Raw genomic sequence first — 20,553 nt, 5'->3', positions numbered from 1 at the left:
AATTGAATGAAACAAGGGCAGGCAAACGTGATTATAAACCTTATTCAAGAGCTGCAAACTTCCGACAGGCTTTTTATCTATACCTTTTATAAATATGCCTTTAACATATCAACTTTGTCGAGCTTCTCCCACGGAAGGTCGAGGTCAGTTCTTCCAAAGTGTCCGTATGCTGCTGTCTGCTTGTAGATTGGTCTTCTGAGGTCAAGCATCTTGATGATACCGGCCGGGCGAAGATCGAAATGCTCACGAATGATCTCAACCAGCTTCTCATCGGATACCTTTCCTGTTCCAAATGTATCTACCATGATAGATGTAGGTCTGGCAACACCGATCGCATAAGACAACTGGATCTCACATTTATCTGCAAGTCCTGCTGCTACAATGTTCTTTGCTACATATCTTGCTGCATATGCTGCTGAACGGTCAACCTTTGTGCAATCCTTTCCTGAGAAAGCACCGCCGCCGTGACGGGCATATCCGCCATAAGTATCTACGATGATCTTACGTCCTGTAAGTCCACTGTCACCATTCGGTCCGCCGATAACGAATCTTCCGGTCGGATTAATAAAGAACTTAGTATCTTCATCTACCATATCAGCAGGAAGAACCGGATCAAATACATACTTCTTGATATCTTCGTGAATCTGTTCCTGTGATACTTCCTCGCCATGCTGAGTTGAAAGAACTACTGCATCGAGCCTCTTTGCTTTTCCATTCTCATCGTACTCTACTGTTACCTGAGTCTTACCATCCGGTCTAAGATATGAAAGTGTTCCGTTCTTTCTTACTTCTGTCAGCTTTCTTGCAAGCTTATGTGCAAGTGCAATCGGATATGGCATATATTCCGGGGTCTCATTTGTTGCAAATCCGAACATCATACCCTGATCTCCTGCACCGATCGCTTCGATATCATCATCGCTCATCAGATGCTCTTTTGCTTCTAACGCCTTATCAACACCCATTGCGATATCTGCTGACTGTTCGTCAATTGCTGTGATAACACCGCAGGTATCGCAGTCAAATCCATATTTTGCTCTGTCGTATCCAATCTCACGGATCGTCTCACGAACGATCTTCTGAATATCTACATATGCTTTTGTTGTAATCTCACCCATTACAAGTACAAGACCTGTTGTAATAGATGTCTCGCAAGCCACACGGCTCATTGGATCCTGTTCCATCAACGCATCCAATACCGCATCTGAAATCTGGTCACAGATTTTATCCGGATGACCTTCTGTTACTGATTCTGATGTGAATAATAATTTTTCCATCATTTCCTCCTTGTATAAATACTGTCTATAGCTATAGCCATGCGTATTCGTTCACATGGCTTTCTGATTTTTCTTTTTTTCAGACAGGACGTCTCTACCTAATTTTAGGCAAAAGAAAAATCCGCTCTGAGCGGATTGATAAAATCAAACCTCTCATTGTTCGACGTCTGCATATTACAGACTCGCTCAGGAAGGCACCTTCCATACAGGTATTTCTTTCACCTGTTCCGGGGTTGCCATGGCTTCACAGTCCCTTATGACTCCACCATTCTGAATAAGAGCATTTATAAATATTTACTTGTATTCGAACTGCAACGCAGTTCAGAAACAGCTATACTGTAACTGATAAATCTTCATAAGTCAATAGGAAATTTATATTTTGCGACAAAAAATCAATAATTTTACATAGATCACAGCACTGTTTTTTAATTTTTAGCATTTTCAGAATAAAATAATATTTCATCTTAAAAAAGTTATACTATAAAATCACCCTGCCAAGCAGATATAAAATGAGCAAATGTGCCGGATAGAACACATAGAATGCATATTTTAGAACTTTATTCTTTCGACCATACTCTCCGTTATACAGACTGATCGGTAGGATCGCCAAAACAGCATAGAGCTGTCTTATTCCGTAAAACAGGAAATACAACACCGCCGATACGATCGCAAATCCCATGTTCTGACGCAGTTTCCTGCTAAATGGATAATGTCCCGTCACAAGGCCGGCATTTCTGAATGCATGTTCCGCTGTGCCATCTTGGGTCGAATAATACATTAATACGATCAGAAGGATGCCAGCAATTCCATAATCAAAATGCAGCGCTTCTGCAACTACCATAATGACAACAATTCCGATGACTGCTCCCATCTGATTCCATTTTGCTACCTTTCCGAGATAAAGCACGATCAGCCCTGCTGCAAGCGTAAAGAAGATATTCTGCTTTTGCATGTCAAACAGACGACCGGTTGTTACCAGATCAAAAGGGACTTCCGAAATCAAGGCAAACAAAAAAAGCCGGATAAAATATTTTCTGATATCCGACGTATGTCTGTATCCTTCTACCAGCAGGAATGCAAATATAGGAAATGCGAGCCGTCCTACAGCCCGCATTATCCAGTTATTATTCATTAGAACAAATCCTACATGATCGCACAACATAAAAATACATGCCAGAAGCTTTAACTGATTTGAAGTTATCCCTGTCTCTGCCCTTTTATCCATGTTTTCCTTAAATTCTCTTACGAAGTGCCTTTGACAACTGATCCAGTTCCTCATTGTCTGACTGACCCGGAACCCATGTAACTGTAACCGTATCCTTAATGAATCGCGGTACAAGATGCATGTGAAAATGGAATACTGTCTGTCCTGCAGCAGCGCCATTGTTCTGAATAATGTTCAGTCCGTCAGGATTTAATTCCGCTTTCTGAGCCTTGGCAACCTCTGTCGCAATCGTAAAGATCTTTGAAGCAGTATCCGCGTCCATGCTATATATATCATCATAATGTTCTTTTGGTATAATTAAAGCATGACCTTTATTTGCAGGATTTACATCAAGTATTACTCTACATATGCTGTCTTCATAAACTGTTGCTGATGGTATCTCACCATTTGCAATCTTGCAAAAAATGCAATCGTCCTTACCCATAAAAGTTTCCTCCTTAATTGCTTTTTCCATTTTACTCCATTATGTGAGATTTTACAAGCTTTATGTGGTTTGGGTTCCTCCAAGCCCATATAATTCATCTAATTTATCCGAATATTCTGTATTCATGATTCTGCGACACGCCTCTGCTAATTCATCCGGTGTCTCCCATACAAAAGGTTTCATGTCTCTTTACCCCGTAAATTATTTATATAGATAATATTTTATCTTTTTATTCTACATTTTTGTTGTAATAGACAATATATTATCCATATTTATTATATGATATCATCTTATTATTTTTAATTTATATTTATTCAAAAATAAAATATGCTTACAGCCTGTCGAATAAAAATGAAGCATATCATGTATTTTTCATGCCGATCCGACTGACTGTAAGCACATTTCATCAATAAAGCGTCTTATAAAATGTATTCTTTCTGTCATTTGCCTGTGGAAATTCTGTTCTTGCCAGTCTGACTCCCCCGGAATCAATATCTGCAACACGTAGCTTCTCACTAACCCGAACCGATATATCCCGTCCAAGCCAGTCATATACATGAGAGCCCGGAATATAGTGAAGCCCGTCTCCATCTCCGACCCGGTTGACAGCGATCACATATGCCTGATTCTCGATCGCCCTTGCTTTTAAAAGTGTTTCCCATTGTTCCGCCCTTGTTTCCGGCCAGTTTGCGATTACCATGACAGCCTCATACCGGTCTCGCATTGCAGAGAAAATCTCCGGGAAACGAAGATCATAGCAGATATATCCGCCTATCCGGATATCCTTTACCTGTGCCTGTACAAGCTTTTCTCCTGCCCGATATGCCTTATCCTCACCGCTATATGAAAATGGATGAACCTTAGCATAATCAAGCAATATATTTTCTCCATCCACAAGCACCAGCCGGTTCTCGTAAGCCTTTTCTTTCATTTCATCATACACCAGGCTGCCATCGGCCATAACTGCACGAATATATCCAAATGCCATAGGCATCTTATATTTTTTGCTGTTCTCCATAAAAAATGAAACACTGTCAGGGATATTATCCGCATCCCCGCTTTCCCCATGTAACCATGGGCGCATCGTAAATCCTGTCAGTGTCATCTCCGGAAATACCAGAAGCTCTACTCCATTTGCACAGGCTTCTTCCATAACTTCAAGACAGCGTTTCTTTGCTTCTTCCCTATTCTCAAATCCAATATCCAGTTCCGTAACACCAACTCTAAGCATAGCCGCTGCCTCCTACCTGTTTTTCTTTATTATATTCTTATATAGTATATTTATATCTGCTTTTTTTCAACCCTTAAGCCTCCCGTTTCAATTGTCAACCTTAATGTTCATTCTATGGTTGACAATTAAGAATATACCATCTATAATGTTATCCAGTGGGTGCCATTTAATAGTTGACATTCAATTTGTTATCTGGAAGCGGATAGCTTAGCCCTGCTATCCGCTTCATATTTTTGTCAATCCCCCTTAACCTCATCCAATCGAGGAATGGCACCCATTGTATGTATATTATTTATCAACAAGGAGAACACACAGATGAAAAACAAATTCACAACCGTGGAGATTACAATGATGGCTGTATTTGCAGCAATCTTATGCGTATCTGCATATTTAAGCATCCCAACTCCACTCCCAAATGCAGCTCACATTACATTATTGAACTTTATGATCATGCTCATTGCACTGGTATTTGAAGTCCGCGACTCAACGATCATCGTTGCCTTATGGATGATCCTCGGTGCAGTCGGTGTTCCGGTATTTATCGGCGGCGGCTCCGGTATCGGTTATCTGACAGGAGTATTTGGTGGATATACATTCTCATTTATTATCGTTACTATCTTTGCAGGTCTGGCAAAGGGTAAGAAATACAATCGTATCCGTTATACGATCGTTGCTATTTTAACAGCAGCACTTATCGACATCATCGGTATGTTATGGTGGAAATTCAACGGAAACTTAACCTGGAAAGTTGCTTTCCTTTCAGGCTTTGTTGCATTTATTCCACTTGATCTTGTAAAAGCTATCATTGCTGCACAGATTGTTCCATTATTCAAAAAGCTTATGCCGGAAGCAAATGCAAATACAGAAGCAAAAGAAGTAACCGAATAATTCTTCAATAATTACTATACGCAAATAAGCAGGAAACTTTTAAAGTTCCTGCTTATTTGCGTTTTTGTATTAATTAATATAACTCTACAGATTCCGATGTAGCAGCCGATGTTCTTTTCCGGCAAGGAAATGATCGTACAACTGACGGACTGCCGGGTTTTCCTCGGAAAAACGGACATTGGAACTTGCATCTGCATTGTACATACCTTCCATACGGCTCCGTCTGGTTCTTGGTCCTGCGCCGGATGGCTGACCACCACCCATGATACATCCTCGTCTGCACGCCATAACTTCAACGAAATCATAGCTTGCTTCGCCGGATCGGATACGGTCAAGCAGCCGTCCTGCATTTGCAAGACCATGTACAACTGCGATCTTCACTTCTCTGCCATCTAAATCGATCGTTGCTTCCTTCGTTCCTTCAAATCCCCGGACACCTGTATAACTGATCTCACGGATCGTGTTATAGGATTTGTCCTCCGCAAGACGACGGAGCACCGCTTCCGTTACACCACCTGTCGTTCCGAAGATCTTGCCTGCACCGGAAGCCACGGAAAATGGTGCATCTGCGGATTCATTTTCCAGTTCGGTAAACTGCAGTCCCATCTGCTTGATCATCCGCACAACCTCTGTCGTTGTGATGACATAATCGGTATCCTGTCTGCCATCCGTGAAATTATCCGGTCGGAGGATCTCTCCCTTCTTTGCTGTACAGGGCATGATCGATACAACCATCGTTCTCTTGCCATCTTCTTTATCTTTCTCTGCAAAATAATCCTTGATCACTGCCGAGAACATTCCCTGTGGAGAACGGCAGGTTGACAGATTATCTGCAAATTCCGGATATTTTTCTTCACAATATTTGACCCAGCCCGGACAACAGGATGTAAATAATGGCAGCTTCTCATCCGACGCAAGACGCGCCGCAAATTCTTTGGATTCCTCCATAACCGTAAGATCGGCGCCAAAGCTTGTGTCAAATACCATGTCAAAGCCCATGATACGAAGTGCTGATACCAGCTTGCCAAAACAGTTCTCGCCCTTTGGTATACCGAAGTTATCTCCAACTGCCACGCGGACTGCCGGTGCGATCTGTGCGACCACCCGGATGGACGGATCTTCGATTGCATCCCATATATCGGTTACATTGGTACGGATCGAGATCGCTGCGGTCGGGCAGACAACTGCACATTGTCCGCATCCTACACAGTCTGTCTCTGCAAGCGGCTTGTCAAATGCCGGCTGTACCTTCATTTTCGAACCACGGAATGCAAAATCGATAACACCAAGTCCCTGAATCTCATCGCAGGTACGCACACAGTCACCGCACAGGATACATTTATTTGGATCCCGGACGATAGACGGCGAACTCATATCGATCTTTTCTTCTTTTTTATTATTCAGGAAACGAACCGCATGCACTCCAACCTTATAGGCAAGTGACTGGAGCGCACACATGCCATTCTTCTGGCAGGTCGTACAGTCTCTGCAATGAGAGGATAACAACAGCTCGATAATAAGCTTTCTGTACTGCTGCACTTTCTTTGTATTCGTATAGATCACCATGCCCGCTCTCGGTGTCTCGGAGCATGCCGCAAATATTTTTCCTCTGTCATCTTCTACCACGCACATACGACATGCGCCATAGATGGATAATTCTGAATGATAACAGAATGTCGGGATATCGATCCCCGCCTTTCGGATCAGAGACAGAACATTCTTCTCGCCCTCGATCGGCACTTTGATTGAATTGATCGTAATATAATCCATGTTCGTCTCCCTCCTTAATTCTCTGTATATACTGCATGGAACGCACAATTATCGATACATGCACCACACTTGATGCATTTGGCTGTATCAATGACAAATGGTTTCCGGATCTCACCTGTGATCGCACCGACCGGACAGTTTCTCGCACATTTGGAACAGCCCTTACATGCTTCCGGATCGATCTTATAGCGAACCAGTGCTTTACAGTTTCCGGTTCTGCATCGTTTGTCAACCACATGCTCGATGTATTCCTGACGGAAATTCTTCAGCGTACTGAGTACCGGCAGGGCTGCGCTCTTACCAAGTCCACAAAGGGCCGTGTCGGTGATCGCCTGGCCCAGTTCCTCTAACAGATCCAGATCCTCTAACGTACCATTTCCGGCAACGATCCGCTCTAGGATCTCAAGCATCCGCTTGGTTCCTTCACGGCATGGAACGCATTTGCCGCAGCTCTCGTTCTGTGTAAAGTTCATAAAGAAACGGGCTACCTCAACCAGACAGGTATTCTCATCCATAACAACCAGACCACCTGAACCGATCATCGCGCCTTTGCTCTTTAATGAATCAAAATCCAGACTGACCTCCAGATCATCCGTCACCAGACAGCCACCGGATGGTCCACCGATCTGAACTGCCTTTAATGGGATGTCATCCTTTAAACCACCGCCGATATCATACACGATCTCACGCAGCTTTGTTCCCATCGGTACCTCGATCAGTCCCGTATTCTTTACACTTCCGGTCAATGCAAATGCCTTGGTTCCCGGACTTTTCTCCGGTCCGATCGACTTGTACCAGTCTGCACCATTTAAAATGATCATGGACACATTTGCATAGGTTTCTACATTATTCAGAACCGTCGGCTTGGCAAATAAGCCCTGCTCTACGGTTCTTGGCGGCTTGGTTCTCGGCATTCCGCGCTGTCCCTCGATCGATGCCGTAAGCGCACTTCCCTCTCCGCAGACAAATGCCCCCGCGCCACGATTGATATGTATATGGAAAGAAAAATCGGAACCTAAGATATCCTCACCAAGGAAGCCCGCTTCCTCTGCCTGTGCTATCGCTGTCTTCAAACGGCTGACTGCCAGCGGATATTCTGCTCTTACATAGACATATCCCTCCTGCGCACCAACCGCATATGCAGCAATGATCATACCCTCTAACATCTTATGCGGATCGCCTTCCATCACGCTTCGATCCATGAACGCACCCGGATCTCCCTCATCACCATTGCAGACAACATATCGGATCTTCTCCGCCTGTCTGGCAACCTGCTGCCATTTGTATCCGGTCGGGAAACCACCGCCTCCACGTCCACGCAGATTGGAGTCACTGATGACCTGAATAACCTCCGAAGGCTCCATGGTAAATAACACCTTACGAAGTGCCTGATATCCACCGACCGCAAGATATTCATTGATATTTTCTGCATCGATATGTCCGCAGTTTTTCAGTACCAGTCTGGTCTGTTTCTTATAAAATGGAATTTCTTCCTGCTGTCTGTAGACAATACCATCCTTGTGATACATCAGACGCTCTACCGGTCTTCCGTGCAGGATCGTCTCGTTGAAGATCTCCTCGCAGTCTTCTTCCTTTACTTTTATGTAGATATAATTATATGGCTCGATTCGCACAAGCGGCCCCATCTCGCAGAAACCATGACAGCCGCTTTTCTTCACGCCGACATGACAGGATTCTTTTATAACTGTCTGTCCCGCTGCAGAATTCTCTGTTTTACTAATGTCTGTTTCAAATTCTTCTGCTATATCCGGCTTTTCCTGTTTCTCCGTCCCTGTATACTCTGCCTCCGGGACAAATTCTACCTTCACGCCCTCCGACTGCTTCGCCATCTCGCAGAACCGGTCGTATATTTTCTGAGAGCCACCCGCCAGACATCCGGTTCCTGCACAGACAAGGATCCTGTGCGAATCTGCATGCAACATCTCTTCTGCCTGTTTTACTGCTGCGTCAAGCTCCGATACATTTGTTATTCTATTCATCCGCACCCTCCTTCAATTCTGCTATCAATGCAGTTACCTTCTCCGGTGTCATAGCCGGATGAACAACATCGTTTACCGTCATGACCGGTGCGAGTCCGCATGCGCCAAGACATGATACTGTCTCTAATGTGAACATCATATCATCTGTTGTGTGTTTCTCTTTTGACAATCCAAGTTCTTTATACAATTGATTTAAGATATCCATGGATTTTCTGACATGGCATGCGGTTCCATCGCACACCTTAAGAATGAACTTTCCTTTTGCATCAAATGAAAAGTTCTCATAGAATGTTGCTACGCTATAAGCTTTTGCCTCTGTAATATTCAGTTTGTCCGCCACATATCGTAATAATTCCGGCGGAAGATACTTATATTCGCTCTGAATATCCTGAATGATCGGGATCAGAAATCTTGGCTCTGTCCCATATGCAGCAATAATCTTATCAGCCTCATCGTAGTAAGATTGTTCCAGCATGTATTACCCTCCGTGCTTTGCCCCATTGTTGGGAATTTTTATCAATACCTCATATATAGATGATAACATTTTTCAATAGGATTTGCACGAAGATTTTGGATTGAAAAATAAACCCCCGCCTGTCTCCGGCACGATGGTGGATAGTGTTTCAACTCATTGCACTTTCTATTCGGTTCGCACGCTTATTTGTCAGCAGTCGCCCAAACTCGCCTTATCAGGCTCAAACATGGGCTTGATGCTGACAGCTAGTGCAAACCTCATAACGAAAGTTCCACTGATGTTGAAAACACTATCCACCATCGTGCCGGAGACAGGCGGGGATTTTTATATTGCTAACATTTTACGATCAATAGTTTTTCACCCGGTGTTACCTCGTCGCTTTCCAGATGGTTGATGGTTCGGATGGAATCCAGGCTGGAGAAATATTCTTTGGCAATGGACCAGATACTGTCGCCTTCTTTTACAACATATCCAACCATACCCGGCATAGCTGCCTTCTTATTCCAATCGATCGGTAGGATATTCATATCGGTAATGACGTCCACAGAACCCGGTGCAAATACCGTAACATTCATATTGATCACCGCCTTGATCTCCACCTCATCGGAATTCAACATCTGGGCTGTAATCTGGTCAACGGATGGATTGATACGGATTGAATCCTGATTGACAAATGGTACGGATTCCACTTGATAATTGAATGGTATCGCCGTTTCAATCTGCTGTAACGGCTTGCTATCCTCCGCTGATACATAGAGTATTTCAGCTTTTACCGCACCTGATATATCAATGCTGTCCTCTCCTGCTTTTACCTCATCGATCTCAACTGTTCCGGTTGCATATACGATCTGCAGTATCTTCGGGAAGCTGCTCTTGATCCGCTCTTTATGTACGACCTTTGTCTTGGCATTATTTTTTATCTGAAGATTCTCAAATGGAAACTGTTCACAGATCGTTTCTACATTTGCCGACGGAGAGAACATATCCCCGATGATAGAAAGCTCCATATCTTCATAAATCTTCATATCTGTATGGAGATTATATTCAACCTGAAGCACGCGGTCCTCTCCGTCATTGTCGGCACGCACACCGACTTCTCCTTTTCCCATCGTGATGCGGTCATCCAGGATCATGCCTTCATTTGCTTCTTCGCAAGGGATCAGACCTTCAAATTCCCGGCTCTCATTCAGATACTGCATCGGTACGCCGGGCTCCTCCGCCAGATAGATTACAAACAGGTCCATCTGTCCTTTAATATTTATTCCCCCATCTACAACCTTTGTCTCGATGCCATAGAAGGACACCCGGCTCCAAAGCACCCGACCGATGTTTGGTTTATTGGCAGCGATCTCGAAATCTTCTTTTACCTTCAATATATCTTTTACAGATGCCACATTATTTGTAAATGGAATCTGCTCATTCCTGCATTCGATTCCCGATCCGTTTAACAGTCCGGTTGCCCCGGACAGCTCTACGGAATCCATAGCCCACAGTTTCATGCCAACCAGCCCGCGAACTTCAAATTTTCTTGAATTGATCATGGTTATGTACAGATCTTCCAGCACGCAGCTGACATCGACCTTATCACCGGCAAGTATGCCATCCATATTGATGGATTCCTCAAATGGAACATCACCCTCATAGGTTTCAAACCGAACATCTTCACCAACTGTCTGATACAGGACTTTAAATACAACTGTTCCTGATATCCGCACCTTATTCTCCAATGTCTCTACATCATCTAAAAGGACATTTCCTGTACTTGCAATGATCCGTTCCATATCGTCTTTTGCATCCGGTACATTAAAATCATCATTGATAGTAAACTGCGAATACTTAGAAGTCTTTAAAATCGTTGTACTGAGTTTATTTTTTACAAGTTCCATATGATACCCCCATACTATTTTCTAATTTTTAAATACAACCGGTGTCGTTGTCCGTGCGATCCGAAGAACTATATATGGATACGATACCGTATCCTTACTTACTGCATCTGATGGTGTCGCCGTCTGCCTAAGAACCGATTCGATGTAAATAGCATTTTCATCCATATACATCTTATCTACAACCACGCCAACATCATCCCGATTCTGCCTGCCGCTGCAAATCACAATATATGTGTAAGTGTTGTTTGAATATGTCAGATTAAACGGTTCTTCTTTTTTACTGTTAATGACGCTCAACAACTCCTCCGGCAGCATGGTGTCGTCACAGATATCGTAAGTCAGCGCTTCACCATCTTCTTTCACCTTATAAAAACTGCATCCAGCAAACAAACTCAGCCCAACTACCACAGTCAACACCCCTGCCAGAATACGCAGCCATCTTTGTCCTCTCATCTCACCGCTCCCTTCACAATGTCATTTTTCGGCTCTATCTTTACCCTTGTCAATCTCTATACCATTATTTATATGTCCTGCTTTGCAAGTCTATGCATGGAAATTTTGCCGGAGCTTTTAGCCTGTCTTTTCTCATTTTTTCTTATTAATTTATATTTCAACTAAAAAAGTCCGGATACAGCATTTCTGCCATATCCGGACTTCCACTAAAATATACATGTTATCTGTTCTGCTTATGTTCTTATCCTATAATTGCCTTGATTTCAGTTTCACTCATTTCGGTTACATCCATGATCTGCTCTAAGGAATAGCCTTTCTTATGCATTTTCAGAATAATATCAGCTCTTTCTTCTGATCTTCCTTCCAACTTTCCTTCTAATCTTCCTTCAGATCTTCCAATGACTTTGCCAGCGGCTTCGCCCTTGGCATATCCCATTTCTTCTACGCCTTCACTCAGATTACACATGATTTTCACCTCATCTCTTATACCGCGTCTGTCTACCGGTATGTCATACTCCTGTTTCATAAGCTTCAATTTTTGTTCTGCTGTCATTGTCTGCGACAATAGTGCTCCTAACAATCGATGCAGTTCATATCTTTCTTCCTTTGGTGGAATCTCCTTTGCCAGACCGATCATCACGATATTTGAAATATCCAGATTGCCCTTCCAGTCCTGTTCACCAAGTAAATCATCCTTTACCATATGAATATGACTCAGACTGTTCTCTTTCATATTCATACATCCATACCTTTAAATTCTTCTACTACCCTGATCAGTATATGCGCCAATATGATCTTCTGTCCAAGCAAGCGCTTGGCACTGGCATCATACTGTGCTTTCTGATCAGTAGCCTTGGAGGAATATACAATTTCGTTATCCATGTCCCATCTCCTTTCCCGATAGAACAGAATAACATGCATATTTTAGCTTTGTATATTGCCTCCGTCTCTCCAAGTTTGATTGTAACGGATATCAGAAAGGAAAACAAGTTTAACCATAAAAAAACTCTGCCTGCTATAGATTCATATGTTTCTATGTAAAAAAAAGAGTCGTCAATATGCCAGAGGAAATTAATAAAAGAATTTTCCTATAAATAAATGTCTGAGAATTTGGGCAACTGCTGGTTCATAAATGTGCGAACCGAATAGAAATATTGCGAGTCTTACTGTTTGTATGTGGCCTGAATAAGATGGTATAGCAAATAACAGAAAATCTCCATCAAGTAGTAAGATGAAGTCAGGAAAACAACATATAGGTTCCCGCCATCAACCCACACTGGACAGCCACAGGCAAACTGTTTATAATGGATTGTGTATGCGTATTTGTGCATTTAAGATGGAGAAAATGATATGAATTTAAGGACTTTAAGACTTTTAGAATATAATAAAATAGTAGAAATGCTGACCTCCTACGCGGCATCCCCGATGGCAAAACGAAAATGCGAACGCCTGAAGCCCCGCAGGGATCTGACACTGATCCAGACCCTACAGCAGGAAACAAGAGATGCTCTGATCCGGCTGAATACACAGGGCAACCTATCATTTGCCGGACTCCGTGATATCGGCGCTTCGATCAAGCGGCTGGAGGTTCAGGGAGCACTCGGCATCAAGGAACTGTTAGATATCGGAAGTGTCCTTGATATGGCACTATCCGCCAGACAATATGGCAGCGGCGATGATAACGAGGAAAAAGCACATGACAGCCTCTACTCCCGCTTCATGGAGCTTGTTCCGCTGGAACATTTAAGTCAGGAGATCCACCGCTGTATCCTGTCAGAATCCGAGATCGCAGACGATGCATCGTCCGGTCTGAAGGCAGTCAGACGGAACAAAAAACTGACAAATGAAAAGTTACATAACCAGTTGAACAAACTTGTAACCGACCAGAGCAAGCAGACGATGTTTCAGGATAACCTGATCACGATGCGTAACGGAAGATACTGTATCCCGGTAAAACAGGAATATAAGAACAGCTTTCCGGGTATGATCCACGACCAGTCTTCCAGTGGAAATACTGTATTTATCGAACCTCTTGCGGTAGTTAATCTGAATAACCAGTTAAAAGAGCTGGATAATCAGGAGCTGGCAGAGATCGAAAAGATTCTTGAGAACCTGTCGGCACGGGCAGCATCTGAATACGAAAATATAAAATTTGATTTCGAGACATTGACCGATCTGGACTTTATATTTGCCAGAGCGAATTTTGCAAGATCCTATAAGGGAACCGAGCCGATCTTCAATACGGACGGCATTGTGGATATCAAGCAGGGCCGCCACCCACTTTTAGACAAACATACCGTTGTTCCGGTCGACATCAGACTGGGTGAGGACTACAACCTGCTGATCATTACCGGTCCGAATACCGGTGGTAAGACCGTATCCTTAAAAACACTGGGTCTGTTTACTCTGATGGGACAGTCCGGACTTCATATTCCGGCACTGGATGGTTCCAGACTGAATGTATTTGATGATGTATTTGCCGATATCGGAGATGAACAGAGCATCGAGCAGAGTCTCTCGACCTTCTCCTCCCACATGAGTAATGTCGTATATATCATGAACCATGTGACACCGAATACGCTGTGCCTTTTCGATGAGCTTGGCGGTGGAACCGATCCGGTCGAGGGTGCTGCACTTGCAATCGCGATCTTAAGCAGCTTAAACGATCAGGACATCCGCTGCATGGCGACCACACACTACAGCGAACTGAAGTTATTTGCCATGTCGACTCCGGGCGTTCAGAATGCAAGCTGCGAATTCGATGTAGCAACACTGATGCCAACCTACCGGCTCATTATCGGTATTCCCGGCAAATCAAATGCATTTGCAATATCGAAGAAATTAGGTTTGTCCGACGATATTATTGAACGGGCAAAGACAAATATCGACAGCAACAAAGTTGATTTTGAAACACTGCTGTCCGATCTGGAAAACAGCCGAAAAGAGATTGAACGCGACAAAGCGGAGATCGCACGGTTCAAGGAAGAAGCCAGACAGCTTCAGGAACGCGCAAAGGCAAAGGATGATGAACTCTCTGCCAAGAAAGCTCAGATCCTAGCGGATGCAAGAGAAGAAGCGGCTGATATTCTGGAAGAAGCAAAGGAAATGGCGGATTCAGCCATTAAGAAATATAACAAATGGACAACAAATCCTCATAAGGCAGATGCGAGCACGATGGAGAATGAGCGAAAAAAGCTCCGTACCAAGATGGACGATTACCGGAAGATGACACCGGAAAAACGCAAATCCATGACCTCCCATCATACGGCAAAGGATTTCAAGGCCGGAGACACCGTGCATGTTATCAGCATGGATACAACAGGAACGGTTACTGCTCCTGCTGATTCAAAGGGAAATATCAAAGTTCAGATGGGCATCTTAAGCTCTCTGCTTCCTGCTTCTGATCTTGTGATCATCGAGACACCAAAGCAGAACAACGCTCAGGTATCGATCAACAATAAACGTGGAATGGGCAAGGCTTTAAATATTCAGCCGGAGATTAATGTACTCGGCATGACTGTAGCTGAAGCTACCTCATTAGTCGACCGTTATCTTGATGATGCCATGATGGCTCACCTGCACAAGGTAAGGATCATCCATGGAAAAGGCACCGGAGCACTCCGGAAAGGAATCCATGACTATCTGCGCAAGCAGTCATACGTCAAATCCTTCCGTCTGGGTGAATACGGTGAGGGTGAAGCCGGCGTTACGATCGTAGAATTATAAAACACACAACAACAAGGAGAACTATATGGACAAAGAAAAAATATTGATCGTTGACGATGACGAAAACATCGCCGAACTGATCTCCCTTTATCTGAATAAAGAATGTTATGAAACACAGATTGCCGCAGACGGAACTTCTGCCCTGGAAGCATTTGTCGAATTTGCGCCAAATCTCATCCTCTTAGATGTCATGCTTCCGGGCATGGATGGATATCAGGTATGTACCGAAATCAGAAAGCAGTCAAATGTACCGATCATCATGTTATCTGCAAAAGGTGAAGTATTCGATAAGGTTCTCGGACTTAAGATCGGTGCTGACGATTACATCGTAAAACCTTTCGATTCTAACGAACTGGTTGCCCGTGTCGGTGCATTGCTCCGCCGCTGCAACTCACGGACAGATAACTCCCAGAACTATAATCCGACAAATGCCGATCATATCGGCACCTATGTCGAGTATGATAATCTGGTCGTTAATATTTCAAATTATACAGTTACATTAGAGGGCAAAAATCTGGAAATGCCGCCAAAAGAACTGGAACTGCTGTATTTTCTTGCAAGCCGTCCAAATCAGGTATTTACCAGAGAACAGCTTCTGGACAAATTATGGGGCTACGAATATGTCGGCGACACCAGAACCGTCGATGTGCACATCAAGCGTCTTCGTGAAAAACTGACAGACAAATATAACTGGTCTATTTTCACAGTATGGGGAATCGGTTACAAATTTGAGGTTAAATAACCATGAAAAAAACCATTTTTGATAAGATTGTTGTTGGCTTTGTCCTGCTGGTCATTGCTATCTTCAGTGTTCTTGCGTTGTACACTGTCCATATGACTCAGTCAAGGCTTCTTAACAATACAGAGAAAAATCTGAATACCGAGAGTAAACTGATCATCGACACAACGATTCATGATTACCTGAATAATACGATCGATCAGTATACTTTCTTTGATCGATTGGATGATCATGCCGATACGATGAATGCTGAAATCTGGTTTTCCACACCGGACAATAATATTATTTATTGCTCAAATAAAGACAGTGTGGCTGCAAAGGATCTGATCATAACCGATTTTTATGAGCGTACGGAATTATTTACCAAAACGATCAAAACCGGAACCTTGAACGGATGCTTTAACACTAAAACGCTGAGTATCAGTACTCCGGTTTATCAGGATAATACATACGCAGGTTTATTATCGATCCACTTATCCCTGCAGTTCATTAAAGATATTGCGCAGAAAACATTTGCATCCACTTACATGCCGTTTCTCGTCATCGTTGTATTATCTCTAATCGCCCTTATGCTGATCTCGAATAGCACCTTAAAACCGATTCGTGAAATTATCGCAACATCCAAACAATATGCTGCGGGTAATTTTAATGCTAGAATCGATGTCCATACGGATAATGAATTTGGCGAACTGGCACGATATATGGAGGAAATGGCAGACGAACTGAGCCGGTCAAATGAATACCGAAGATCATTTATCTCTAATATCTCCCACGACTTCCGTTCCCCTCTGACCTCCATCAAGGGATATATCGAAGCCATGATCGACGGAACGATTCCGCCGGATAAGCACGAGAAATATCTCCAGATCGTTCTGAGCGAAACTATGCGTCTTACCAAACTGACACAAGGGCTTCTGGAACTTAACAACTTTGATTCCTTTGACCTTCAGCTTGATAAGTCGAATTTTGATATCAAGAGCATCATTCTTCCTACGATCAACACCTTTGAAGGCCGTTGTCAGGACAAAGGCATTTATCTGCACGCGATCTTCCATACCGACAATACCATTGTCTATGCCGATCGAACAAGAATCCAGCAGGTTATCTATAATCTGGTTGATAATGCGATCAAATTCACCCCGGAGGGTCGCCAGATCACGGTTCAGGTCACGGAAAAATCCGATAAAGTCTATGTCAGTGTCAAGGATGAGGGTGTGGGAATTCCACCGGAATCGATCAAGAAAGTTTTCGACCGTTTCTATAAGACGGATCCGAGCCGCGGAAAGGATAAGACCGGAACCGGTCTCGGACTTGCTATCACAAAAGAGATCATCAAAGCGCACGGCGAAAACATTACCCTCACCAGTAAGGTTGGCGAGGGAAGTGAATTCATCTTCTCTCTCCCTATGCAGAAGGAAATGCAGGTTCCGATCAAAGCCGTGCATGTGAAGAAGGAAGAAGCCGATACACAATATATCTCCAATGGAAAGTTCCGTATTAAGAAGGACTAACCAAAGCCCCACCCGCTCTTGCCACTATGCTGGGTAGGAATTGAAACATCAGTGAAACTTTCGTTATGAGGTTTGCACTAGCTGTCAGCATCAAGCCCTTGTTTGAGCCTTATAAGGCGAGTTTGGGCGACTGCTGACAAATCAGCGTGCGAACCGAATAGAAAGTGTAGCGAGTTTCAACTCCTACCCAGCATAGTGGCAAGAGCGGGTGGGGCTTTATTTTATGTCTTACTCATAATGTCTCCATTAATAGGAGGCATTATTTATATCTCTCTGCCATCTCATTTACAGCATTGCGGATGCGTTCACGGAGATCTGCAGGCTCTATGACTTCCACGCTGGTTCCGTACTGCATCGCCCAGTGGAACATGGCATTCTGGCTGCAGGTCACACGGATAAATGCCTTATTGGCATCTGCCTCAGGATTAAAGTTATCTGGATAATTGTTCTGAACAAATTTTGGTGACAACACTTCAAAGTTCTTATCAAACCAGTCTACAATATCACCCATATTCCCTTTCTGAACCTTTAATACAATCGTAGCTGCGGAATCACTGAACATGTAGAGATGTTCCGCCATATGCTGTGGCAGATTCAGTCCATGCTCCATCCCTTTTACCAGACTTTTATCCTTGACCTTTTCATCCAGTATCTCAATCTCCGTCATACGGTCGATCCGGTAATTCGACAGATTGTCATATTTATCATAATTGCAGATCAGATAATATTTGCCCTCATTTGCAACCATCTGATATGGATTTACAATATACTTCGTATCCTTTCTTGGATGAAGATGTTTATCGATACCATAGGTGTTATAGAGAAATGCAACCTTCTTGCCCTCACTGATCGCATCATCGATCATCTCAACATTTAACATGGTCTGACGGTTATCGGTATGTGATAACCCCGGCAGATTGCACACATGCTGTACCTTCGCACTGAAATACACATTCGAAAGCCCCTTGATCTTCTCGATCAGCTCCTGTGCCTGATTTCTCGGTATCGTCTTTGAAAATAAGATACTGTCGATCAGCATTCGAAGTTCTGCATCATCAAATTCGTGATTGTAATACCAGTCCTTTGTCAGGATCTCGGTCTCTCCGTTTTTATTTTCACGTTCAATCTCCGTACATTCCAGATTATAACCAAAATCCACCAGATTCATCAGATTGCTCTTGACAGATTTCCGGTCAACCTTCATTCCATATTCGGTTTCCAGTTTCTTTATGATATCCTTCTGATCCATTGTATGTTCGGAATCCGTGTATTTCCGAAGAATCTCAAGGATACAGATATTCATCATTTTCTTTCCATCTACCATGTATGTACTCATAAACACTCCTTTTTACCACTCATAATGGTGAAGCTGTCCCTTCGCCTCAAGCTCCGGGAAGCCCTGCTGTCTGAGTGCCTCATATAACACGATTGCTACAGAATTTGCCAGATTCAGGGAACGGATCTCCGGGAACATCGGAATTCTGACTGCTGTTTCCTTATAGTCTAACAGAATTTCCTCCGGGATTCCCGCGCTCTCTTTTCCGAACATGATATAGGCATCTTCCTCATAGTTTACATCTGTATATTTCTGTTTGGATTTGGTCGTTGCCATATAGATCTTTGCGCCTGGATTTTTTTCAAGGAAATCATTGAAATCATCATAGATCGTTACATCTAATTTGTCCCAATAATCCAAACCCGCACGCTTTAACTGCTTCTCGTTGATCTGAAAGCCCAGAGGCTCGATCAAATGAAGTCTTGCACCTGCTGCCACACAGGTACGTCCTATATTTCCTGTATTTGCCGGCATCTCCGGCTCATGAAGTACGATATTTAACATGTTTTTCTCCTTTCGCTCTTATGGTGTCAAAAAGCTTTCCTCTCCATCGTGGATGATCACGCGATCATGTCCGGTTGTTGTTCTGCCGATCACAGCAGCTTCAAATCCAGCTTCATACAGACGATCGCTTAACAATTCACCATCTGTCGTGACAAATAATGCCGCTCCGCATCCATCGATCCGGTATGGATCATCCCCGGTAAATTCACAGATCTCGATGGTTTCCTGCATGATCGGTATATGGTCATGGCTGATCCGAAGCCCGACATTTCCAGCCTCTGCCAGTTCCCATAATGCGCCATATACTCCTTCTGTTGAGATGTGGCGTACATATATACTGCCACATGCCATCGCAATATCTCCTTGATCCTTCACAAGTAATAACCGGTCAAATTGCTCTGCTGTGCGAAGATATTCCTCAGAATATCTGGTCAGAAGCTCTTCTTTTCTTTCCCTGACCCGAAGCAGGGTTCCGAGGATGCCGGCCTGTCCACACATAACGATATCCATATCCGGCTTGATCTTTGCATTTTTCTCGCCCTGCGATATCCTTCGTCCATACATCGTTACAGTTACCGCAGGCTCCTTGAATATCCCGCTGATTGCGGTATCTCCATACACAACATCCATGTGAAACTCCTTCGCAAGATCAGAAAGCTCCCGCAGAATCTTTTTCATACGCTTCTCATCATTTTCCGGCATCATGACCGTATCTGTAAGTGCAAATGGCTGATACCCGCCAAGCCGTAATTTATTATATTGTTTGATAACATCCGAAGTCACCGTACCCAGTGCATTTGCAAGGCAGAGCCCTTCCGTTACTGCAAGCTCACTATCCAACAACACAAGCCGGCTATAGTCATCTCCTATGCCGGCTTGTGTTATGTCAGAATGTTCCTGTTTATTCAACGATCTTAAGATTGACCGCTTCTGCTGTATAAATCGAAACTTTTCTTTATTCATCCCTGATACCTTTTAGAATGCATATGCAAGCATACCGATTACCATAGCTGCTACCAGGATTCCAACTATAATTGCGGATGCTACCTTTTTACCCTTTGAACTGCTTAAATTGATCATTTCCCATTTCTCCTTTATATTTTAAACTTAT

19 protein-coding genes and 1 riboswitch are annotated in these 20,553 nt (G+C 43.5%); of the genes, 4 read left to right on the top strand and 15 right to left on the bottom strand.

Going from position 1 to position 20,553, the window contains the following annotated elements:
- Positions 1-86: 86 nt before the first annotated feature.
- The 5 genes from metK to GT641_RS05770 form a co-directional block, all read right to left on the bottom strand.
- Complete coding sequence (metK, locus tag GT641_RS05785) at positions 87-1,274, bottom strand: methionine adenosyltransferase (RefSeq protein ID WP_119963120.1); 1,188 nt, start codon at positions 1,272-1,274, stop codon at positions 87-89.
- Between the two features lie 150 nt (positions 1,275-1,424).
- Positions 1,425-1,555: riboswitch (SAM riboswitch) on the bottom strand.
- 197 nt (positions 1,556-1,752) lie between these two features.
- Positions 1,753-2,499: a TraX family protein gene (locus tag GT641_RS05780; protein ID WP_119963119.1), complete on the bottom strand. Its 747-nt coding sequence runs from the start codon at positions 2,497-2,499 to the stop codon at positions 1,753-1,755.
- A 7-nt stretch (positions 2,500-2,506) separates the two neighbouring features.
- Complete coding sequence (locus GT641_RS05775) at positions 2,507-2,923, bottom strand: HIT family protein (protein WP_044944662.1); 417 nt, start codon at positions 2,921-2,923, stop codon at positions 2,507-2,509.
- A gap of 60 nt (positions 2,924-2,983) precedes the next feature.
- Positions 2,984-3,106, bottom strand: coding sequence for a hypothetical protein (locus tag GT641_RS13300; RefSeq protein WP_279282141.1), 123 nt, complete (start codon positions 3,104-3,106; stop codon positions 2,984-2,986).
- A gap of 223 nt (positions 3,107-3,329) precedes the next feature.
- Positions 3,330-4,154 carry a nitrilase-related carbon-nitrogen hydrolase gene (locus GT641_RS05770; RefSeq protein WP_161117032.1) on the bottom strand — a complete coding sequence of 275 codons (825 nt, stop codon included), beginning with the start codon at positions 4,152-4,154 and terminating at the stop codon, positions 3,330-3,332.
- A gap of 315 nt (positions 4,155-4,469) precedes the next feature.
- On the opposite strand from GT641_RS05770, the gene GT641_RS05765 reads away from it, so the two are divergent.
- The gene (locus GT641_RS05765) at positions 4,470-5,042 is read left to right on the top strand and encodes a biotin transporter BioY (protein ID WP_192919806.1); all 573 of its coding nucleotides are present in this window, start codon (positions 4,470-4,472) and stop codon (positions 5,040-5,042) included.
- 84 nt (positions 5,043-5,126) lie between these two features.
- On the opposite strand, the gene GT641_RS05760 is transcribed toward GT641_RS05765, so the two are convergent.
- The 7 genes from GT641_RS05760 to GT641_RS13355 all read right to left on the bottom strand — a co-directional run bounded on the left by GT641_RS05760 (position 5,127) and on the right by GT641_RS13355 (position 12,508).
- The gene (locus GT641_RS05760; RefSeq protein ID WP_119963117.1) at positions 5,127-6,812 is read right to left on the bottom strand and encodes a [FeFe] hydrogenase, group A; all 1,686 of its coding nucleotides are present in this window, start codon (positions 6,810-6,812) and stop codon (positions 5,127-5,129) included.
- Positions 6,813-6,826: 14 nt separating this feature from the next.
- Positions 6,827-8,755 carry an NADH-ubiquinone oxidoreductase-F iron-sulfur binding region domain-containing protein gene (locus tag GT641_RS05755; RefSeq protein ID WP_243104419.1) on the bottom strand — a complete coding sequence of 643 codons (1,929 nt, stop codon included), beginning with the start codon at positions 8,753-8,755 and terminating at the stop codon, positions 6,827-6,829.
- 49 nt (positions 8,756-8,804) lie between these two features.
- Positions 8,805-9,287, bottom strand: a complete 483-nt coding sequence (locus GT641_RS05750; protein ID WP_008400480.1) for an NAD(P)H-dependent oxidoreductase subunit E — start codon at positions 9,285-9,287, stop codon at positions 8,805-8,807.
- A 332-nt stretch (positions 9,288-9,619) separates the two neighbouring features.
- Complete coding sequence (locus GT641_RS05745; RefSeq protein ID WP_008400481.1) at positions 9,620-11,173, bottom strand: SPOCS domain-containing protein; 1,554 nt, start codon at positions 11,171-11,173, stop codon at positions 9,620-9,622.
- A 21-nt stretch (positions 11,174-11,194) separates the two neighbouring features.
- Positions 11,195-11,626: a protease complex subunit PrcB family protein gene (locus GT641_RS05740; RefSeq protein ID WP_008400482.1), complete on the bottom strand. Its 432-nt coding sequence runs from the start codon at positions 11,624-11,626 to the stop codon at positions 11,195-11,197.
- Positions 11,627-11,867: 241 nt separating this feature from the next.
- The gene (locus tag GT641_RS05735; protein ID WP_347562850.1) at positions 11,868-12,359 is read right to left on the bottom strand and encodes a hypothetical protein; all 492 of its coding nucleotides are present in this window, start codon (positions 12,357-12,359) and stop codon (positions 11,868-11,870) included.
- Positions 12,360-12,361: 2 nt separating this feature from the next.
- A complete protein-coding gene (locus GT641_RS13355) occupies positions 12,362-12,508 on the bottom strand; it encodes a hypothetical protein (protein WP_347562848.1) in 147 nt (48 codons plus the stop codon).
- Between the two features lie 468 nt (positions 12,509-12,976).
- Here GT641_RS13355 and GT641_RS05730 point away from each other — a divergent pair, with 468 nt between their 5' ends.
- Genes GT641_RS05730 through GT641_RS05720 form a run of 3 tightly spaced genes read left to right on the top strand, consistent with a single transcriptional unit; the run spans position 12,977 to position 17,602 of the window.
- Complete coding sequence (locus GT641_RS05730; protein WP_008400485.1) at positions 12,977-15,352, top strand: endonuclease MutS2; 2,376 nt, start codon at positions 12,977-12,979, stop codon at positions 15,350-15,352.
- Between the two features lie 25 nt (positions 15,353-15,377).
- The gene (locus GT641_RS05725; RefSeq protein ID WP_008400486.1) at positions 15,378-16,094 is read left to right on the top strand and encodes a response regulator transcription factor; all 717 of its coding nucleotides are present in this window, start codon (positions 15,378-15,380) and stop codon (positions 16,092-16,094) included.
- A gap of 2 nt (positions 16,095-16,096) precedes the next feature.
- A complete protein-coding gene (locus GT641_RS05720) occupies positions 16,097-17,602 on the top strand; it encodes a HAMP domain-containing sensor histidine kinase (RefSeq protein WP_008400487.1) in 1,506 nt (501 codons plus the stop codon).
- A 259-nt stretch (positions 17,603-17,861) separates the two neighbouring features.
- Here the strand turns inward: GT641_RS05720 and GT641_RS05715 are convergent, their stop codons facing one another.
- Genes GT641_RS05715 through GT641_RS05705 form a run of 3 tightly spaced genes read right to left on the bottom strand, consistent with a single transcriptional unit; the run spans position 17,862 to position 20,405 of the window.
- A complete protein-coding gene (locus GT641_RS05715) occupies positions 17,862-18,938 on the bottom strand; it encodes a WYL domain-containing protein (RefSeq protein WP_147554311.1) in 1,077 nt (358 codons plus the stop codon).
- Between the two features lie 12 nt (positions 18,939-18,950).
- Complete coding sequence (trmL, locus tag GT641_RS05710) at positions 18,951-19,442, bottom strand: tRNA (uridine(34)/cytosine(34)/5-carboxymethylaminomethyluridine(34)-2'-O)-methyltransferase TrmL (protein WP_021944002.1); 492 nt, start codon at positions 19,440-19,442, stop codon at positions 18,951-18,953.
- Between the two features lie 18 nt (positions 19,443-19,460).
- Positions 19,461-20,405, bottom strand: a complete 945-nt coding sequence (locus GT641_RS05705) for an AIR synthase family protein (RefSeq protein ID WP_161117030.1) — start codon at positions 20,403-20,405, stop codon at positions 19,461-19,463.
- Between the last annotated feature and the right edge of the window lie 148 nt (positions 20,406-20,553).

The organism is Clostridium sp. BIOML-A1 (genome assembly GCF_009874105.1).
Classification (GTDB): domain Bacteria; phylum Bacillota; class Clostridia; order Lachnospirales; family Lachnospiraceae; genus Coprococcus.
This window is presented reverse-complemented; position numbering and strand designations above follow the sequence as displayed.

Excerpts from the sequence above, each read along its gene's own strand:
- metK (WP_119963120.1), bottom strand. The coding sequence starts at position 1,274 with ATGGAAAAATTATTATTCACATCAGAATCAGTAACAGAAGGTCATCCG.
- GT641_RS05780 (WP_119963119.1), bottom strand. The coding sequence starts at position 2,499 with ATGGATAAAAGGGCAGAGACAGGGATAACTTCAAATCAGTTAAAGCTT.
- GT641_RS05775 (WP_044944662.1), bottom strand. The coding sequence starts at position 2,923 with ATGGGTAAGGACGATTGCATTTTTTGCAAGATTGCAAATGGTGAGATA.
- GT641_RS13300 (WP_279282141.1), bottom strand. The coding sequence starts at position 3,106 with ATGAAACCTTTTGTATGGGAGACACCGGATGAATTAGCAGAGGCGTGT.
- GT641_RS05770 (WP_161117032.1), bottom strand. The coding sequence starts at position 4,154 with ATGCTTAGAGTTGGTGTTACGGAACTGGATATTGGATTTGAGAATAGG.
- GT641_RS05765 (WP_192919806.1), top strand. The coding sequence starts at position 4,470 with ATGAAAAACAAATTCACAACCGTGGAGATTACAATGATGGCTGTATTT.
- GT641_RS05760 (WP_119963117.1), bottom strand. The coding sequence starts at position 6,812 with ATGGATTATATTACGATCAATTCAATCAAAGTGCCGATCGAGGGCGAG.
- GT641_RS05755 (WP_243104419.1), bottom strand. The coding sequence starts at position 8,755 with ATGTTGCATGCAGATTCGCACAGGATCCTTGTCTGTGCAGGAACCGGA.
- GT641_RS05750 (WP_008400480.1), bottom strand. The coding sequence starts at position 9,287 with ATGCTGGAACAATCTTACTACGATGAGGCTGATAAGATTATTGCTGCA.
- GT641_RS05745 (WP_008400481.1), bottom strand. The coding sequence starts at position 11,173 with ATGGAACTTGTAAAAAATAAACTCAGTACAACGATTTTAAAGACTTCT.
- GT641_RS05740 (WP_008400482.1), bottom strand. The coding sequence starts at position 11,626 with ATGAGAGGACAAAGATGGCTGCGTATTCTGGCAGGGGTGTTGACTGTG.
- GT641_RS05735 (WP_347562850.1), bottom strand. The coding sequence starts at position 12,359 with ATGAAAGAGAACAGTCTGAGTCATATTCATATGGTAAAGGATGATTTA.
- GT641_RS13355 (WP_347562848.1), bottom strand. The coding sequence starts at position 12,508 with ATGGATAACGAAATTGTATATTCCTCCAAGGCTACTGATCAGAAAGCA.
- GT641_RS05730 (WP_008400485.1), top strand. The coding sequence starts at position 12,977 with ATGAATTTAAGGACTTTAAGACTTTTAGAATATAATAAAATAGTAGAA.
- GT641_RS05725 (WP_008400486.1), top strand. The coding sequence starts at position 15,378 with ATGGACAAAGAAAAAATATTGATCGTTGACGATGACGAAAACATCGCC.
- GT641_RS05720 (WP_008400487.1), top strand. The coding sequence starts at position 16,097 with ATGAAAAAAACCATTTTTGATAAGATTGTTGTTGGCTTTGTCCTGCTG.
- GT641_RS05715 (WP_147554311.1), bottom strand. The coding sequence starts at position 18,938 with ATGAGTACATACATGGTAGATGGAAAGAAAATGATGAATATCTGTATC.
- trmL (WP_021944002.1), bottom strand. The coding sequence starts at position 19,442 with ATGTTAAATATCGTACTTCATGAGCCGGAGATGCCGGCAAATACAGGA.
- GT641_RS05705 (WP_161117030.1), bottom strand. The coding sequence starts at position 20,405 with ATGAATAAAGAAAAGTTTCGATTTATACAGCAGAAGCGGTCAATCTTA.